This window comes from Amycolatopsis halotolerans, assembly GCF_042647905.1.
GTDB classification, from domain to species: Bacteria; Actinomycetota; Actinomycetes; order Mycobacteriales; family Pseudonocardiaceae; genus Amycolatopsis; species Amycolatopsis halotolerans.
In genome coordinates this window covers 58873-73976 of the sequence record NZ_JBHRWI010000055.1, presented here as the reverse complement: position 1 = coordinate 73976, position 15104 = coordinate 58873, and the positions used below count along the sequence as shown (strand labels likewise).

General features: G+C 67.6%; 14 protein-coding genes. 8 read left to right on the top strand and 6 right to left on the bottom strand.

The window, feature by feature from the left end; genetic code table 11:
• Positions 1-94: 94 nt before the first annotated feature.
• The gene (locus tag ACFORO_RS37030; protein ID WP_377869699.1) at positions 95-1324 is read right to left on the bottom strand and encodes a D-alanyl-D-alanine carboxypeptidase family protein; all 1230 of its coding nucleotides are present in this window, start codon (positions 1322-1324) and stop codon (positions 95-97) included.
• Between the two features lie 42 nt (positions 1325-1366).
• Here ACFORO_RS37030 and ACFORO_RS37025 point away from each other — a divergent pair, with 42 nt between their 5' ends.
• Both ACFORO_RS37025 and ACFORO_RS37020 read left to right on the top strand, forming a co-directional pair.
• On the top strand, positions 1367-1612 hold the full coding sequence (locus ACFORO_RS37025) for an SCO4848 family membrane protein (RefSeq protein WP_354742357.1): 246 nt from the start codon (positions 1367-1369) through the stop codon (positions 1610-1612).
• Positions 1613-1681: 69 nt separating this feature from the next.
• Positions 1682-3064 (top strand): S8 family peptidase, encoded by a 1383-nt coding sequence (locus ACFORO_RS37020; RefSeq protein ID WP_377869698.1) that lies wholly within the window; start codon positions 1682-1684, stop codon positions 3062-3064.
• An 85-nt stretch (positions 3065-3149) separates the two neighbouring features.
• Here ACFORO_RS37020 and ACFORO_RS37015 read toward each other — a convergent pair whose 3' ends face one another.
• From ACFORO_RS37015 to sdhC, 5 genes are all read right to left on the bottom strand, one after another.
• Entirely contained in the window at positions 3150-4043 is an 894-nt protein-coding gene (locus ACFORO_RS37015) for a hypothetical protein (protein WP_377869697.1), read from the bottom strand.
• Between the two features lie 229 nt (positions 4044-4272).
• Complete coding sequence (locus ACFORO_RS37010; RefSeq protein ID WP_354742353.1) at positions 4273-5043, bottom strand: succinate dehydrogenase iron-sulfur subunit; 771 nt, start codon at positions 5041-5043, stop codon at positions 4273-4275.
• Positions 5043-6797, bottom strand: a complete 1755-nt coding sequence (sdhA, locus tag ACFORO_RS37005; protein ID WP_354742351.1) for a succinate dehydrogenase flavoprotein subunit — start codon at positions 6795-6797, stop codon at positions 5043-5045. Before sdhA ends, ACFORO_RS37010 begins: the two co-directional genes overlap by 1 nt.
• A 35-nt stretch (positions 6798-6832) precedes the next feature.
• Positions 6833-7249, bottom strand: a complete 417-nt coding sequence (locus ACFORO_RS37000) for a succinate dehydrogenase hydrophobic membrane anchor subunit (protein ID WP_067589564.1) — start codon at positions 7247-7249, stop codon at positions 6833-6835.
• Positions 7250-7253: 4 nt separating this feature from the next.
• Entirely contained in the window at positions 7254-7703 is a 450-nt protein-coding gene (gene sdhC / locus ACFORO_RS36995) for a succinate dehydrogenase, cytochrome b556 subunit (protein ID WP_354742349.1), read from the bottom strand.
• 553 nt (positions 7704-8256) lie between these two features.
• Here sdhC and ACFORO_RS36990 point away from each other — a divergent pair.
• From ACFORO_RS36990 to ACFORO_RS36965, 6 genes are all read left to right on the top strand, one after another.
• A complete protein-coding gene (locus ACFORO_RS36990) occupies positions 8257-9399 on the top strand; it encodes a BMP family lipoprotein (protein WP_354742347.1) in 1143 nt (380 codons plus the stop codon).
• A gap of 79 nt (positions 9400-9478) precedes the next feature.
• The gene (locus tag ACFORO_RS36985) at positions 9479-11044 is read left to right on the top strand and encodes an ABC transporter ATP-binding protein (RefSeq protein ID WP_377869696.1); all 1566 of its coding nucleotides are present in this window, start codon (positions 9479-9481) and stop codon (positions 11042-11044) included.
• Positions 11041-12138 carry an ABC transporter permease gene (locus tag ACFORO_RS36980; protein WP_377869695.1) on the top strand — a complete coding sequence of 366 codons (1098 nt, stop codon included), beginning with the start codon at positions 11041-11043 and terminating at the stop codon, positions 12136-12138. Before ACFORO_RS36985 ends, ACFORO_RS36980 begins: the two co-directional genes overlap by 4 nt.
• A gap of 47 nt (positions 12139-12185) precedes the next feature.
• Positions 12186-13418 (top strand): ABC transporter permease, encoded by a 1233-nt coding sequence (locus tag ACFORO_RS36975; protein WP_354742509.1) that lies wholly within the window; start codon positions 12186-12188, stop codon positions 13416-13418.
• Positions 13418-13807 carry a cytidine deaminase gene (locus ACFORO_RS36970; RefSeq protein ID WP_067589577.1) on the top strand — a complete coding sequence of 130 codons (390 nt, stop codon included), beginning with the start codon at positions 13418-13420 and terminating at the stop codon, positions 13805-13807. Before ACFORO_RS36975 ends, ACFORO_RS36970 begins: the two co-directional genes overlap by 1 nt.
• The gene (locus ACFORO_RS36965) at positions 13804-15078 is read left to right on the top strand and encodes a thymidine phosphorylase (protein WP_377869694.1); all 1275 of its coding nucleotides are present in this window, start codon (positions 13804-13806) and stop codon (positions 15076-15078) included. Before ACFORO_RS36970 ends, ACFORO_RS36965 begins: the two co-directional genes overlap by 4 nt.
• Positions 15079-15104 lie beyond the last annotated feature (26 nt).

Below are 15104 nucleotides of genomic sequence, written 5' to 3'. Positions count from 1 at the left end.
CCCGGCAACACCAAGAAAACGGACACCAAAGGTTAAAACTCAAGCTGAGGGAATCAGATTCCCTCAGGGTTCCCCTCACGTACCTGGCCGGTTACTACGCGCGGGGGTTGCGTTTCCGCTGATAGCTGATGACGAACCCGGCCACGATGATCACCAGCACGAGCACCGTCAGCACCCAGCCGGTGGTCCCGAACGGGTCCGGCTTTTCCGCGGCCGCGGTCGTCGCGCCAGCGGGGGTGACCTGCTTGTCGGACATCGGGGCGGAGTCGGCGCTCAGCGACTGGTAGGCGATCTGACCGACCGGCTGCGCGCCGTTCTTCTCCAGCGCGAAGCCGTAGTCGAGCAGTTTCGCCGCCTGGTCGACCACCTTCGTCGGGCGCTGTTCGGCCCGCATCATCACGATCGCGAGGCGGTGGCCGTCGCGTTCCGCGCCGCCGACGTACGTGTGCCGCGCGTCGTCGGTGAAGCCCGTTTTCCCGCCGAGGAAACCGGGATACACGCCGAGCAGCTTGTTGTCGTTGAACACCGGGATCGGCGGCTTCCCGTCGATGGCCGGGATCGTGAAATTCTTCGTCGCCACCACCTTGGCGAATTCCGGCTGCTTCATCGCGTAGTGGAAGACGAGGCTCAGGTCGTACGCCGAGGTCGACATGCCCGGTCCGTCGAGGCCGGACGGGGTCGCCGCGCGGGTGTCGGTCGCACCGATGCGGGCGGCGAGCGCGTTCATCTTGGCGACCGCCGCGTCGGCGCCGCCCAGCGCGGTCGCGAAGGCGTGCGCCACGTCGTTGCCCGAGTGCATCAGCAGGCCGTGCAGCAGCTGGTCCATCGTGTAGTGCCCGCCCGCGGCGATGCCGACGCAGGTGCACTCCTGCTCGGCGTCCTCCTTCGTCGGGACGATGACCTGCTCGGGCTTCAGCTCGGTGACCACCACCAGCGCCAGCAGCGTCTTGATCAGCGACGCGGGCCGCTCCCGCGCGTGCGGGTCCTTCGCCGCGACGACCGCGCCGGTGTCGAGATCCTGCAGGACCCACGACGCCGAGGTGTCGCCCGGCGGCAGCGCGGGCGCGCCCGGCGGGAGGATCGGGCCGCAGCCGCCCAAGCGGTCACCGCCGACCGGCTGGGCGGGCACCGGGAGCGGCGGCGGGACGGTCTGGCCCGGCTTCGGCTTCTCCGAGGTGTCCACCGGGGCCGGCGGCGCGGCGTGCTCGGTGCATTGCTCCGCCGACGCCGGGGCGGCGAAGGCGACAGGCGCGGCGACGGCTACGAGGGCTGCGGCGAGTGGCGCGGCGAATGCTCGCAGCGACCGGGCGAAAGCAGGGTGCACCCACGCAATCTAGCGCCGATGGCCCGGCGGCATACTCGAGACATGCGCATTTCACGAGGTACAGCGATGGCCTTGTTCGCTTTCGGCATCTGGTCCTGGATCATCTGGATCACGTTCGCCAAGAACCTGTGGGCCAGCAACCAGTCCTGGGCGGCCGACGGTTCACCCACTGGGTACTTCGTCGTGCACGCGGTGCTGACGGTCGTCTCGTTCGTGCTCGGCACCGCCATCGGGGTGCTCGGCTGGCGCGGCATCCGGGCGACGTCGAAGGACCGCGCTAACACCTGATGGGTCCTTTGGTCGGTGGCGCGTGCGTCCGGGCTGGCTTAGTTTCGGGCGACCGACCATGGAGGCTAAATGTCCCGTTTACGTCGATTGCTCGTCCCCGTCGCGGTGGCCGGGGTCGCCGCCGGAGCGGTGGCCGTGCCAGCGTCCGCCGCGCCCGCGCCGTCGTGCGACACCACCAGCACGCAGTACAGCTACGTCGTGCTGTACCAACCGGGCGAGAAGCAGCGTTCGGTCGACACGGAGCTGAGCGCCAAGTGCGGCAAGCGGATCGCGTACTACCCGGAGATCGGCGTCGCGGTCGCGAGCTCGCGCAACGCGGACTTCGCCGACCGGCTCGGCGTGAAGCGGGCGTACTCGGCGGGCAAGGACGTCGCCGCGAAGGCCGCCGCCCGCGCCGGATTGCGCTCGGCGGTCGGCATGCTGGAGCGGACGGAGAGCGTCGCCGCCGGTGACGATTTGTCGACTCAGCAGTGGGACATGCGCGCCATCCACGCTCCGGAGGCGAACAAGATCAATCCCGGTTCGCGATCGGTCACCGTCGGCGTGCTGGATTCCGGCATCGACGCCAAGCACCCCGCGCTCGCGCACGCGGTGGACCCGCGGTCGTCGACCGGCTGCGTCACCGGCGCACCGGACGCTTCCGCGTGGACGCCGACGAACTCCGACCACGGCACGCACGTCGCGGGCACCATCGCGGGCAAGGACCCCGCGCGCGGCTTCACCGGCATCGCACCGGGCGTGCGCTTGGCGTCGGTGAAGGTGGTGAACGACGACGGCTACATCTTCCCGGAGGCGGCCGTCTGCGGCTTCGTCTGGGCCGGACAGCACGGCTTCCAGGTGACGAACAACAGCTACTACATCGACCCCGGGATGTTCTACTGCCGCAACGAATCAGGCGACGCTGCCGCGTACGAGGCCGTACGGCGCGCTGTCACTTACTCGACGCAGCGCGGGACTCTTAACGTCGCTGCAGCGGGCAACTCCGGCTTCGACGTGCGTACGCAGACTGTGGACCCGAACCGTCCACACAAGATTGACTCTTCGTGCGGCATCCTGCCGAAGGCGATCGACGGTGTGGTGACGGTGTCTGCGGTTGGTTACGCGGGTACGAAGTCTGCTTACTCCAACTACGGCTCGGTCACGGTCACCGCGCCGGGCGGGGATTCGGGGCAGAAGCCGCCTGCCGGGGAAGGCGCGGGATGCCCGCTGTCGACGGTCTTCAACGGCGCTTACGGCACTAAGTGCGGCACTTCGATGGCCTCGCCGCATGCGGCCGGGGTTGCGGCTTTGCTGGCTTCCACGCATCGGAATGCACCGCCGCGTGCTTTGGCGGCTTTGCTTACCGCGGAGGCGGATCCGGTGGCTTGCGATGTTTCGGCTTGCGAGGGGCCGAAGCAGAACAACTCGTTTTACGGTCGCGGCCTAGTGAACGCCCTCGACGCGGTTCACTGAAGTCCGTTCTACGTCCGTGAAGGGCTCCTTGAGGGAATCTAATTCCCTCAAGGAGCCCTTCACGGACCTCAAGGCTGGGCGGGAGTCACGGCGGTTCGCCCAGGAAGACTGCTGGACGAGGGCGAGTGAGCGCGGCAGCGTAGGCGGTGCGCAGTTCATCCAGAACCGTTTTCGGCTCGGTGCGAAGCCTAGATGGCAGCGTTTGGACGACTGCGACCCCAAGCGAGGCGTAACGAGTGTTCCGCCGCAATGTCCGCGCGTAGTCAGTCGAACGGAAGTGGAAATCCAGAGAATCGATTTCCCATGCCAGTCCTACGTCGTCCCACCAGAAGTCCGGACGCCCCGCGTAGCTGCCTGTATTGTCGTACAACACTTCGTTCTGGTGGGTCGGCGGGTGCGGGAGAATCTTGGCCAGTTTCTGGGCTTCGGCTTCGGCGACAGATCTGACATTTGCCCATTCGGCGAGGAGTCGTCGTGGGAGTGCCGTGCCGCGTTTGGTTCCGCGGTCGAGTTCTTCCGCGAGTGCTTGTGGGGTGCAGCCGCCTCGTTGGACTGCTTCGATCATCGCCTGCCCGATGACGTGGACCGTCCTAGCCCGACGGACAAAATCCGTCGTAGCCCTGGCGAGCGGCGCAAGCGGGACACCTGCGCGCAGCCAAGGTCGAGGCAGGCGTTTTGTGCGTTCGACGGTGACGAAGTCGGAGCTGGTCCTCTTTAGATGATGAGGGATTAGTACGTGGATTCTTCGCTCGCTCGTCGCGGGAACGTCCAGACGCAGCCCGTACCGTAGGCATGCTTCTTCGCCGGTCACGATCGCGGCAGTACCGGCGTAGAGCAGGGCGGCGTGCACGAGTTGGTCCGGCGTCGGATCGTTGTTGTGCAGGAGGATGATCCCGGGCAACAGCCGACGCCAGGGTCCCCCGGGCAGGCATTTTCGATAGATGACCTTGCTGTTCATGTCCAGCGATTCCAGTGTCATCGCTCGGATCACCTGGTGAGTGCTGTGCTGGGAGAGTACGTCGGGCTCCTTCGCCCAGCGGCCTTGTCGTTGCATATCTCAAATGCTGCCGCACCCAGAACCGGAAAAAGACCGCCCAGCGCCAACCTGTGGACAACCTGCGGCCTTGTGGATACCTCGGCCAAAAGCCGTGAAGGGCTCCTTGAGGGAATTAGATTCCCTCAAGGAGCCCTTCACGGAACGCTAAAGATCAGACGCGCTTGAAGAGGAGGGCGCGTTTCACTTCCTGGATAGCCTTCGTCACCTGGATTCCGCGCGGGCAGGCGTCGGTGCAGTTGAACGTCGTGCGGCAGCGCCACACGCCCTCGCCGTCGTTCAGGATGTCCAGCCGCTCTTCGGCGCCCTCGTCGCGGGAGTCGAAGATGAAGCGGTGGGCGTTCACGATCGCCGCCGGGCCGAAGTACGAGCCGTCGTTCCAGTACACCGGGCAGGACGACGTGCAGCAGGCGCACAGGATGCACTTGGTGGTGTCGTCGAACCGGTCGCGGTCGGCCTGGGACTGGATCCGCTCGCGGGTCGGCTCGTTGCCGTAGGTGATCAGGTACGGCTTGATCGCCCGGTACGCCTCGAAGAACGGGTCCATGTCGACGTAGAGGTCCTTCAACGTCGTCAGGCCCTTGATCGGGGCGATGGTGATCTCGGTCTTCTTGCCGTTCTTCTCCAGCAGGTCCTTCATCAGGACCTTGCAGGCGAGGCGGTTGATGCCGTTGATCTGCATCGCGTCCGAACCGCACACGCCGTGCGCGCAGGAACGACGGAAGGAGAACGTGCCGTCGATGTAGTCCTTGACGTAGAACAGCAGGTTCAGCAGCCGGTCCGTGCGCTGTGCCGGGACGTCGTAGGACTCCCAGTGCGGCTCGGTGTCGACCTCCGGGTTGAACCGGAGGATCTTCAGCGTGACCGTGATGGGGGTGTGGTCGGCGTCCGCCGTGGCCTCTGCTTCAGGGGTGGCCGTCGTCATCAGTACTTCCGCTCCATCGGTTCGTAGCGGGTGAAGGTGACCGGCTTGTAGTCGAGCCGGATGTCGGACGACAGCCCCTCGCCCTGCTTGTAGGCCATGGTGTGCCGCATGAAGTTCGTGTCGTCGCGGGTCGGGTAGTCCTCGCGGGCGTGGCCGCCGCGGGACTCCTTGCGCGCGATCGCGCCGACGACCAGCACCTCGGCCAGCTCCAGCAGGAAGCCGAGTTCGACGGCCTCGAGCAGGTCGGTGTTGTACCGCTTGCCCTTGTCCGCCACGGTGATCCGCTGGTAGCGCTCCTTGAGTGCCTGGATGTCGGTCAGCGCCTGCTTCAGCGTGTCCTCGGTGCGGTACACCGACGCGTGCGAGTCCATCGTCTGCTGCATTTCCTTGCGGATGTCGGCGACGCGCTCGTCGCCGTGCTCCGACAGCAGACCGGCCAGCTGCTCCTCGACCAGGGTGGTCGGGTCCTCCGGCAGTTCGACGTGCTCGTGCGCCAGCGCGTACTCCGCGGCGGCGATGCCCGCGCGGCGGCCGAAGACGTTGATGTCCAGCAGCGAGTTCGTGCCCAGCCGGTTCGAGCCGTGCACGGACACGCAGGCGACCTCGCCCGCGGCGTACAGGCCCGGGATGACGTGCTCGTTGTCGCGCAGCGCCTCGCCGTGGATGTTCGTTGGGATGCCGCCCATGACGTAGTGGCACGTCGGGAACACCGGCACCGGCTCCTTGACCGGGTCGACGCCCAGGTAGGTGCGGGAGAACTCGGTGATGTCCGGCAGCTTGGTCTCGAGGACCTCGACCGGGAGGTGGGTCACGTCGAGGACGACGTAGTCCTTGTTCGGCCCGCAACCGCGGCCCTGCAGCACCTCCTGGACCATCGACCGGGCGACGATGTCGCGCGGCGCGAGGTCCTTGATGGTGGGGGCGTAGCGCTCCATGAACCGCTCGCCGTCGGCGTTGCGGAGGATGCCGCCCTCGCCGCGCACCGCCTCGGAGATCAGGATGCCGAGGCCGGCGAGGCCGGTCGGGTGGAACTGGAAGAACTCCATGTCCTCCAGCGGAAGGCCCTTGCGGAAGATGATGCCGAGGCCGTCGCCGGTCAGGGTGTGCGCGTTCGAGGTGGTCTTGAAGATCTTGCCCGCGCCGCCGGTGGCGAACACGATCGACTTCGCCTGGAACACGTGCAGCTCGCCGGTGGCCAGCTCGTAGGCGACCACGCCGGTGGCGATCGGGTTGCCGTCCTCGCCCTCGGACAGCACCAGGTCGAGCACGTAGAACTCGTTGAAGAACTCGGTGCCGTGCTTGACGCAGTTTTGGTACAGCGTCTGGAGAATCATGTGGCCGGTGCGGTCCGCGGCGTAGCAGGCGCGGCGCACCGCGGCCTTGCCGTGGTCGCGGGTGTGCCCGCCGAACCGGCGCTGGTCGATCTTGCCCTCGGGCGTCCGGTTGAACGGAAGGCCCATCTTCTCCAGGTCGAGGACGGCGTCGATGGCCTCCTTGGCCATGATCTCCGCGGCGTCCTGGTCGACCAGGTAGTCACCGCCCTTGACGGTGTCGAAGGTGTGCCACTCCCAGTTGTCCTCTTCGACGTTCGCCAGCGCGGCGCACATGCCGCCCTGTGCCGCGCCGGTGTGGGACCGGGTCGGGTACAGCTTGGTGAGGACCGCGGTGCGGGCGCGCTGGCCGGACTCGATGGCCGCGCGCATGCCGGCGCCGCCCGCGCCGACGATCACCACGTCGTACTTGTGGAACTGCATAGGGAAAGACTCCGCTAGCTAGTGGTGGGTGCGCCTCAGGAGGCAGGCATCTCGGGGTCGAACGTGAAGATCACCATCGTGCCGACGGCCAGGATGAGCGCCATCGAGACGTACAGCAGGATCTTCAGCCAGAACCGGGTGGAGTCCTTGCGCGCGTAGTCGTCGATGATCGTGCGCAGGCCGTTGCCGCCGTGGATCTCGGCGAGCCACAGCATCGCGAGGTCCCAGAACTGCCAGAACGGCGAGGCCCAGCGGCCGGCGACGAAGCCCCAGTTGATGCGGTGCACGCCGCCGTCGAGGATGTTCATGATGAACAGGTGGCCCAGCACCAGGATGATCAGCGCGAGCCCGGAGATGCGCATGAACAGCCAGCTGTAGAGCTCGAAGTTGCTGCGCCGGGCGGACGGGCGCCGCGGCGAGCGCGGCTTCTCGAGGATCAGAGCGTCGGCCATGGGATCAGGCACCCCCGAAAAGCGTCTCGACGGTGCGCTTCAGCATGAAGAACGCACCCGGAACCATCACGACCACCCACACGACGCCGATGACCCAGAGCATCGTCTTCTGGTACTTCGGGCCCTTGGCCCAGAAGTCGACCAGCAGGACGCGCAGCCCGTTGAGCGCGTGGAACAGCACCGCGCCGACAAGGCCGACCTCGAGCAGGTTCACGACCGGCGTCTTGTACGTCTCGATGACCTGGTCGTAGGTGTTCGGCGACACGCGCACGAGCGCGGTGTCGAGCACGTGCACGAACAGGAAGAAAAAGGTCAGCACGCCGGTGATGCGGTGAAGCACCCAGGACCACATGCCGGGGTCGCCCCGGTAGAAAGTTCCCTGCCGGCGTGAGGCACCCGCCCGATCGCTAGCTCCTGCCCCGCTTTCGGTGGCAGTGCTCGCCGTGGTGGACATCGGTGAACGGCCTCCAACGTCATGACTGTCGTGCCCGGGTGACCGGTGAGGTCCGCACCCGCGGCCGGGGTCGGTCCACTGGGGACAACTCCGGCGACGGTGCCGAGATCAGGGGCCATCGAGCGTGGATGCATGGATGCTAGACCCGACCCATACGCGCGGCTCACCTCCGGGTTCCTCTCTGTGATGGACCAGACACCGGTGACCACGGCAGACCACTCGGACGTGTGGTCTGGAGCACGTCAAAGCGGTCCGTGAGGGGAACCCTGAGGGACTCTGATTCCCCCAGGGTTCCCTTCACGGACTTTTTCCGGGCGAAAGGCGCCACGGTGCGTGATCGCGGCGGGCGGGGCGGCGGCTCTTGATCACGGTCGGCGCCGGATTGGTCGCGGATCGAGCCTCCGAGTAAACGTTTGTGTTACGTAGCGTGCCGTTCCTATGGCGGTTACCCGGCGGTTGGGTACGGTCTGCCAGTTGAGCCCGGGCGACCGTGACCGGGCCGTTCCTGGATCGTCCGCTGGATCAGCGGGGAGGGAGACACACGTTGCGTCGCATGCGTGGAACCGCGCTGGCCGCCGCGACCATGGCTGGGGTGCTTGCACTGGCCGGGTGCGCGAAGGACACCGGGGGAAGCAACAACAACGCGTCCGGTTCGGACGGTAATTCGGGCTCGAACTGCATCACCGCCCCGAAGCCGCCCGCCGCTCCGGCCGCCGCCACGAGCAGCAGCGCCGCCTCGGGCAAGGTCGACGGCAGCAAGCTGAAGGTCGGCCTGGCCTTCGACGTCGGCGGTCGCGGTGACGCTTCCTTCAACGACGCGGCCGCCGCGGGCACCGACCGGGCGAAGTCCGACCTCGGCGTCCCGACCGTCAACGAGAGCACCGCGAGCGCGTCCGAGAGCGAAGCCGCCAAGCAGCAGCGCCTCGAGCAGATGGCGCAGCAGGGCCTGAACCCGATCGTCGCGGTCGGTTTCGCCTACGCGCAGTCGGTCAAGGCCGTCGCCACCAAGTACCCGAACACCAAGTTCGCGATCGTCGACGACGACTCGATCACCCTGCCGAACGTCACGCCGCTGGTCTTCGCCGAGGAGCAGGGCTCGTTCCTGGCCGGCGTCGCCGCCGCGTACAAGAGCAAGAAGTGCCACGTCGGCTTCGTCGGCGGCGTGAACACCCCGCTGATCCAGAAGTTCGAGGCGGGCTTCCTGCAGGGCGCGAAGGCCGTTTCGAGCAAGATCAAGGTCGAGGACGAGTACCTGACGCCGGCCGGCGACTTCTCCGGCTTCCAGGACCCGCCGAAGGGCAACGCGAAGGCCGCCGCCGAGATCTCGCGCGGCGCGGACGTCGTCTACCACGCCGCCGGTGCCTCCGGTAAGGGCGTGTTCGACGCGGCGAAGCAGAACAACGCGCTGGCCATCGGCGTCGACTCCGACCAGTACAACCAGAAGACCGTCGCCGCCGACAAGGACATCATCATCACGTCGATGATCAAGCGCGTCGACGTCGCGGTGTTCGAGTACCTGCAGGCCGTCGCGAAGGGCGACCTGAGCACGGTGCCGAAGCGCTTCGACCTCAAGTCCGACGGTGTCGGCTACTCCACCTCCGGTGGCAAGGTCGACGACATCAAGGACGTGCTCGACGGGTACAAGGCCCAGATCGTTTCCGGCGCCATCACGGTTTCGGACAAGCCGGCCAAGTAACGCTCACGACGCGGCAGGGCTCGGAAGGATCTTCCTTCCGGGCCCTCACGCGTTTCGACAGAACGGGATGTCCCCTCCGATGACCGAGATCGAGGCCGAAGCCGTCCCCGACCGGGGCGTGCCGGCCGTCCAGCTGACCGGGATCACCAAGCGGTTCCCCGGCGTCGTCGCGAACTCCGACGTCAACCTCACCGTCGCGGCGGGCGAGGTGCACGCGCTGTGCGGCGAGAACGGCGCGGGCAAGTCGACCCTGATGAAGATCCTGTACGGGATGCAGCAGCCCGACGAGGGCAGCATCGCCATCAATGGCGCCGAGGTGCGACTGCGCAACCCGCAGGACGCCATCCGCACCGGGATCGGCATGGTGCACCAGCACTTCATGCTCGCCGACAACCTGACCGTCGCGGAGAACGTGTTCCTCGGCGGCGAGGCGCTGCACGGCATCGGCCGCGCGGCGCGGGCGCGGCTGGCGGAACTGTCGAAGCGGACCGGGCTGCACGCGAAGCCGGACGCGCTGCTGGAGGAACTCGGCGTCGCCGACCGCCAGCGCGTCGAGATCGTGAAAGTCCTTTACCGGGGCGCGAAAATCATCATCCTCGACGAGCCGACCGCCGTGCTCGTGCCGCAGGAAGTGGACGCGCTCTTCGCCACCGTCCGCGAGATGCAGGCCGACGGCTACACGTTCCTCTTCATCTCGCACAAGCTCGACGAGGTGCGCGCGATCGCCGACACGGTCACCGTGATCCGGCGCGGCACCACGGTCGGCACCGCGGACCCGAAGAAGATCACCAGCCGCGAACTGGCCGAGATGATGGTCGGTTCGGAGCTGCCGAGCCCGGAGACGCGCGAGTCGACGGTGACCGACCGCGAGGTCCTGCGGGTGCGCGAGCTGCGGCTGTCCGCCGAAGGCTCCGAGCGCAACGTGCTGGACCACATCTCCTTCACCGTGCACGCGGGCGAGGTGCTCGGCATCGCGGGCGTCGAGGGCAACGGCCAGACCGAACTGGTCGAGACGATCATGGGGATGCGCAAGGCGAGCGGCGGCCACATCGAGCTGACCCCGCCGGACGGCAAGACGCACGATCTGGTCAAGCTGGGCACGCTCGCCCGGCGCGAGGCGGGCATCGGCTACATCGCCGAGGACCGCACCCGGCACAGCCTGCTGCTGACACAACCGTTGTGGGTCAACCGGATTCTCGGCTACCAGACGCGCGAACCGGTGTCCGGCGGGCAACTGCTCAACATCGCGGGCGCGCGCGAGGACACCGAGCGGATCGTGCGCGAGTACGACGTCCGCACGCCCGGCATCGACGTTCCGGCCGCCGCGCTGTCCGGCGGAAACCAGCAGAAGCTGATCGTCGGCCGCGAATTGTCCGGGAACCCGGTGTTGCTGATCGCTTCGCACCCGACTCGCGGTGTCGACGTCGGCGCGCAGGCGTTGATCTGGGAACAGATCCGCCAGGCACGTGCCGACGGCCTCGCCGTGCTGCTGATCTCGGCGGACCTCGACGAGCTGATCGGATTGTCCGACACCATTCGCGTGATGCTGCGCGGGCGGCTCGTGAGCGAGGCCAACCCCGCCACCGTTACTCCGCAGGAACTCGGTTCCGCCATGACCGGCGCCGAAGAAGGTGAAGACTCATGAGTTCGTGGCGCACGCGGCTGTTGCCGCCTCTGCTCGCGATCGCGTTCGCAGTGATCCTGTCCGCGATCGCGCTCGTCATCTCCGGCGCGGACCCGTTGCAGGCCTACGGGACGATGATCGGCCAGCTGTTCAAGGGCTCCACCGCGGTCGACACGGTGAACCTCGCGACGGTGTACTACCTGTCCGGCCTCGCCGTGGCGATCGGGTTCCAGATGAACCTGTTCAACATCGGCGTCGAGGGCCAGTACCGGTTCGCCGCGGTGATCGCCGCGATCGTCGGCGGCGCGCTGCAGCTGCCGCCGGTCATCCACACCATCGTGATCCTGCTGGTGGCTATCGTTTCCGGCGCGCTGTACGCGACGATCCCGGCGGTGCTCAAGGTGACCCGCGGCGTCAGCGAGGTCATCTCGACGATCATGCTGAACTCGATCGTCGCCGGCATCATCGCGTTCCTCATCAACGCCGACCAGTTCGGCGTGCAGACCGGCAACAACATCGGCACCAGGGTGATCGCGCCGTCCGGCCGGATCCCGGGCATCCCGCTCGGTTCCGGCACGCTGTTCGGGTTCGTGTTCATCGCGGTCGTGATCGGCGCGGCGTACTGGTTCATGTTGAACCGCACCAGGTTCGGCTTCGAGCTGAAGGCGAGCGGCGAGTCCTCGACGGCCGCCGCGGCCGGTGGCGTGAGCGCGAAGAAGATGACGCTCATCGCGATGCTGCTTTCCGGTGCGGTGGCCGGTCTGGTCGCCATGCCGGAACTGCTCGGCCGCGACTACAGCTACGGCATCACCGCCACCCAGATGTACGGCTTCACCGGCATCGCGGTCGCGCTGCTCGGCCGCAACCACCCCGGCGGCATCGCGTTCGGCGCGCTGCTGTGGGCGTTCCTGGACACCTCCGCGGTGTCGCTGGAGCAGATCAACGTGTCCAAGGAAATCGCGACGATCATGCAGGGCGTCATCGTGCTCTCGGTCGTCGTGGCGTACGAGATCGTGCGCCGGGCCGACCTCGCCGCGGAACAGCGAAGGGTCGGCAGGGCGCTCGCCGGCAACGGCCGCAAGGGCGCCTCGGTCGCGGAAGGCGGTGCGGTGTGACCACCACGACGGAGTTCTCCCGGCCGGGTCCGGAATCCGGGACGCCGATGCCGGTCAAGCGCAAGCGGCCGCGGATCCCCGGCTGGCTGCGCGGCGTGATCTGGGCCGTGGTCGCGATCGCGGTCATGTCCACCGCGTCGTACGCCACCGGCGTTTCGGCGCTGACGTCCAGCAACACCGCGTCGACCGCGCTGCGGCTGGCGCTGCCGATCCTGCTGTGCGCGCTGGGCGGGCTGTGGGCCGAGCGCGTCGGCGTGATCAACATCGGCCTCGAGGGCATGATGATCCTCGGCACCTGGGGCGCGGCCTGGGGTGCGTATTACGGCGGCGCGTGGGTCGGCCTGCTGGCCGCGATCGCGTTCGGCGCGCTGGGCGGGCTGCTGCACGCGGTGGCGACGGTGACGTTCAACGTCAACCACATCGTCTCCGGCGTCGCGATCAACCTGCTCGGGCTCGGCGTCGCGAAGTATCTGGCGAACCTGATTTTCGAGCCGCTGTCGGGAAACCCGCGCCAGTCGCCGCCGGTGCCGAAGTTCGACACCTATTCGGCGGCCGGGTTGTCGGACTGGCTGGGCTCGCTGGAGAACCAGCAACGCGTCGGGCTGTCCGACGTCGCGGGCATTCTGCGCGGGCTGGTTACCGGTGTCGCGCCGCTGACCATGCTCGCGATCGTGCTGATTCCCGTGAGCTACTGGGTTCTCTGGCGCACGCGGTTCGGCCTGCGGCTGCGTTCGTGCGGCGAGAACCCGGTCGCGGCGGAGTCGCTCGGCGTGAACGTGTACCGCTACAAGTACGTCGGCGTGCTGATTTCCGGCGGCTTCGCGGGCATGGGCGGTGCTTCGCTGGTGCTGCTCAAGGGCGGCGCGGACTACCTGGAGAACCAGACCAACGGCCGCGGGTACATCGGTCTGGCCGCGATGATTTTCGGCAACTGGCGACCGGGCGGGCTCCTCGGCGGTGCCGCGCTGTTCGGTTACTCCGACGGTCTGCAGCTCGCCGGTGGCGGTGACGCGGTCCTGGCGCTGCTGTACGGCGCGGTCATTCTGCTCGCGATCATCGTGATCGTGCAGCTGATCCGGAAGCGTTGGCTCGCGGCCGCGCTCGGCGTGGTCGGCGCTGGGATTCTGTACGCGATCTACTGGACCAACGACACTCTGCCGAGCGACTTGATCCCGTACACCGCGCACTTCGTGACGCTGATCGTGCTAGCCGTTGCGTCGCAACGACTTCGGCCGCCTAAGGCGGACGGTGCGCAGTACCGACGAGGTGAGGGCGACTGATGTCCGAAGTGGACTGGGAAGCTTTGCGGGCTGAGGCAGTTAAGGCGGCTTCGCACGCTTATGCGCCTTATTCGGGACTGCACGTCGGCGTCGCGGCCATTGTGGACGATGGCCGTCAGGTGACCGGGTGCAATGTCGAAAATGCTTCGTACGGTTTGGGTTTGTGCGCTGAGTGCACAATGGCCGGACAATTGCGACTGTCCGGTGGCGGCCGTTTGGTCGCCGTCGCTTGTCGCAGCGGCGCGGGCGAATTGCTGATGCCGTGCGGCCGTTGTCGGCAGATTCTGTTTGAGCTTGGCGGTTCTTCTTGCCTGGTCGACACTCCTCGCGGGGTGCTGCCGATGTCGGAGGTGCTGCCGGACGCGTTCGGGCCGGAGGATCTGCCGTGACTTTCACTGCGGTAGATGTCATCCGGGCCAAGCGGGACGGCGGACGGCTGAGCGACGAACAGATCGACTGGGTCGTCGACGCCTACACGCACGGGGCCGTCGCGGAAGAGCAGATGGCCGCGCTGGCCATGGCGATTTTCTTGCGTGGCATGGACGACGGCGAGATCGCGCGCTGGACCGGCGCGATGATCGACTCGGGCTCGCGGCTGTCGCTGGACGTCGCGCGCCCGACCGTGGACAAGCACTCCACCGGCGGCGTCGGCGACAAGATCACCTTGCCGCTGGCGCCGCTGGTCGCGGCGTGCGGGGCCGCGGTGCCGCAGCTGTCCGGCCGCGGGCTCGGCCACACCGGCGGGACGCTGGACAAACTGGAGTCGATCCCGGGTTGGCGCGCGGCGTTGTCGCTGGACGAGATCGCGGCGCAGCTGAACTCAGTCGGCGCGGTCGTCTGCGCGGCGACCGAGGGGCTGGCTCCGGCGGACAAGAAGCTGTACGCGCTGCGGGATGTCACGTCGACCGTCGAGTCGGTGCCGTTGATCGCCAGCTCGATCATGAGCAAGAAGATCGCCGAGGGTGCTTCGGGCCTTGTGCTGGATGTGAAGGCTGGCTCTGGGGCGTTCATGAAGACCGTGCCGGAGGCGCAGCTCCTGGCGCGGACGCTCGTGGACATCGGCACCGCGCACGGCGTCGCCTGTACCGCGTTGATCACCGACATGAGCACGCCGCTCGGGCGGGCGGTCGGGAACGCGGTGGAGGTCGCCGAGGCGGTCGAGGTGCTCAAGGGCGGCGGTCCGTCGGATGTGGTCGAGCTGACCGTGGCGCTGGCCCGGGAAATGCTTGCGCTCGCGGGCATTTCGGTGGATCCGGCTGAGGTGCTGGCGTCCGGCGAGGCCTACGAGGTGTGGTCCCGGATGATCGCCGCGCAGGGCGGAGACCCTTCGGCTGAGCTGCCGCGTCCGGCGCACGTGCACGTTGTCGCCGCGCCGGAGTCGGGAGTGCTGACGTCGCTGGACGCCTACGCGGTGGGCGTCGCGGCTTGGCGGCTCGGGGCTGGCCGGGCGCGGAAGGAAGATCCGGTGCAGGCCGCGGCGGGGATCTTGTGCCACGCGAAGCCTGGGGATGCGGTGGTGGCGGGGGAGCCGTTGCTGGAACTGCACACGGACACTCCGGAGGCCGTGCCCGCGGCTTTGGCTGCGCTGGAAGGCGGGTACGCGGTGGGTGCGGAAGCGCCTGCTTCGCGGGAGATCGTGCTGGACACCGTTCGGCCCTGACCCTCGGAACGACGAAGCCCCCGTCC

Coding starts and splice junctions, on each gene's coding strand:
- ACFORO_RS37025 (WP_354742357.1), top strand. CDS start 1,367: ATGCGCATTTCACGAGGTACAGCGATGGCCTTGTTCGCTTTCGGCATC.
- ACFORO_RS37020 (WP_377869698.1), top strand. CDS start 1,682: ATGTCCCGTTTACGTCGATTGCTCGTCCCCGTCGCGGTGGCCGGGGTC.
- ACFORO_RS37015 (WP_377869697.1), bottom strand. CDS start 4,043: ATGACACTGGAATCGCTGGACATGAACAGCAAGGTCATCTATCGAAAA.
- ACFORO_RS37010 (WP_354742353.1), bottom strand. CDS start 5,043: ATGACGACGGCCACCCCTGAAGCAGAGGCCACGGCGGACGCCGACCAC.
- sdhA (WP_354742351.1), bottom strand. CDS start 6,797: ATGCAGTTCCACAAGTACGACGTGGTGATCGTCGGCGCGGGCGGCGCC.
- ACFORO_RS37000 (WP_067589564.1), bottom strand. CDS start 7,249: ATGGCCGACGCTCTGATCCTCGAGAAGCCGCGCTCGCCGCGGCGCCCG.
- sdhC (WP_354742349.1), bottom strand. CDS start 7,703: ATGTCCACCACGGCGAGCACTGCCACCGAAAGCGGGGCAGGAGCTAGC.
- ACFORO_RS36990 (WP_354742347.1), top strand. CDS start 8,257: ATGCGTGGAACCGCGCTGGCCGCCGCGACCATGGCTGGGGTGCTTGCA.
- ACFORO_RS36985 (WP_377869696.1), top strand. CDS start 9,479: ATGACCGAGATCGAGGCCGAAGCCGTCCCCGACCGGGGCGTGCCGGCC.
- ACFORO_RS36980 (WP_377869695.1), top strand. CDS start 11,041: ATGAGTTCGTGGCGCACGCGGCTGTTGCCGCCTCTGCTCGCGATCGCG.
- ACFORO_RS36975 (WP_354742509.1), top strand. CDS start 12,186: ATGCCGGTCAAGCGCAAGCGGCCGCGGATCCCCGGCTGGCTGCGCGGC.
- ACFORO_RS36970 (WP_067589577.1), top strand. CDS start 13,418: ATGTCCGAAGTGGACTGGGAAGCTTTGCGGGCTGAGGCAGTTAAGGCG.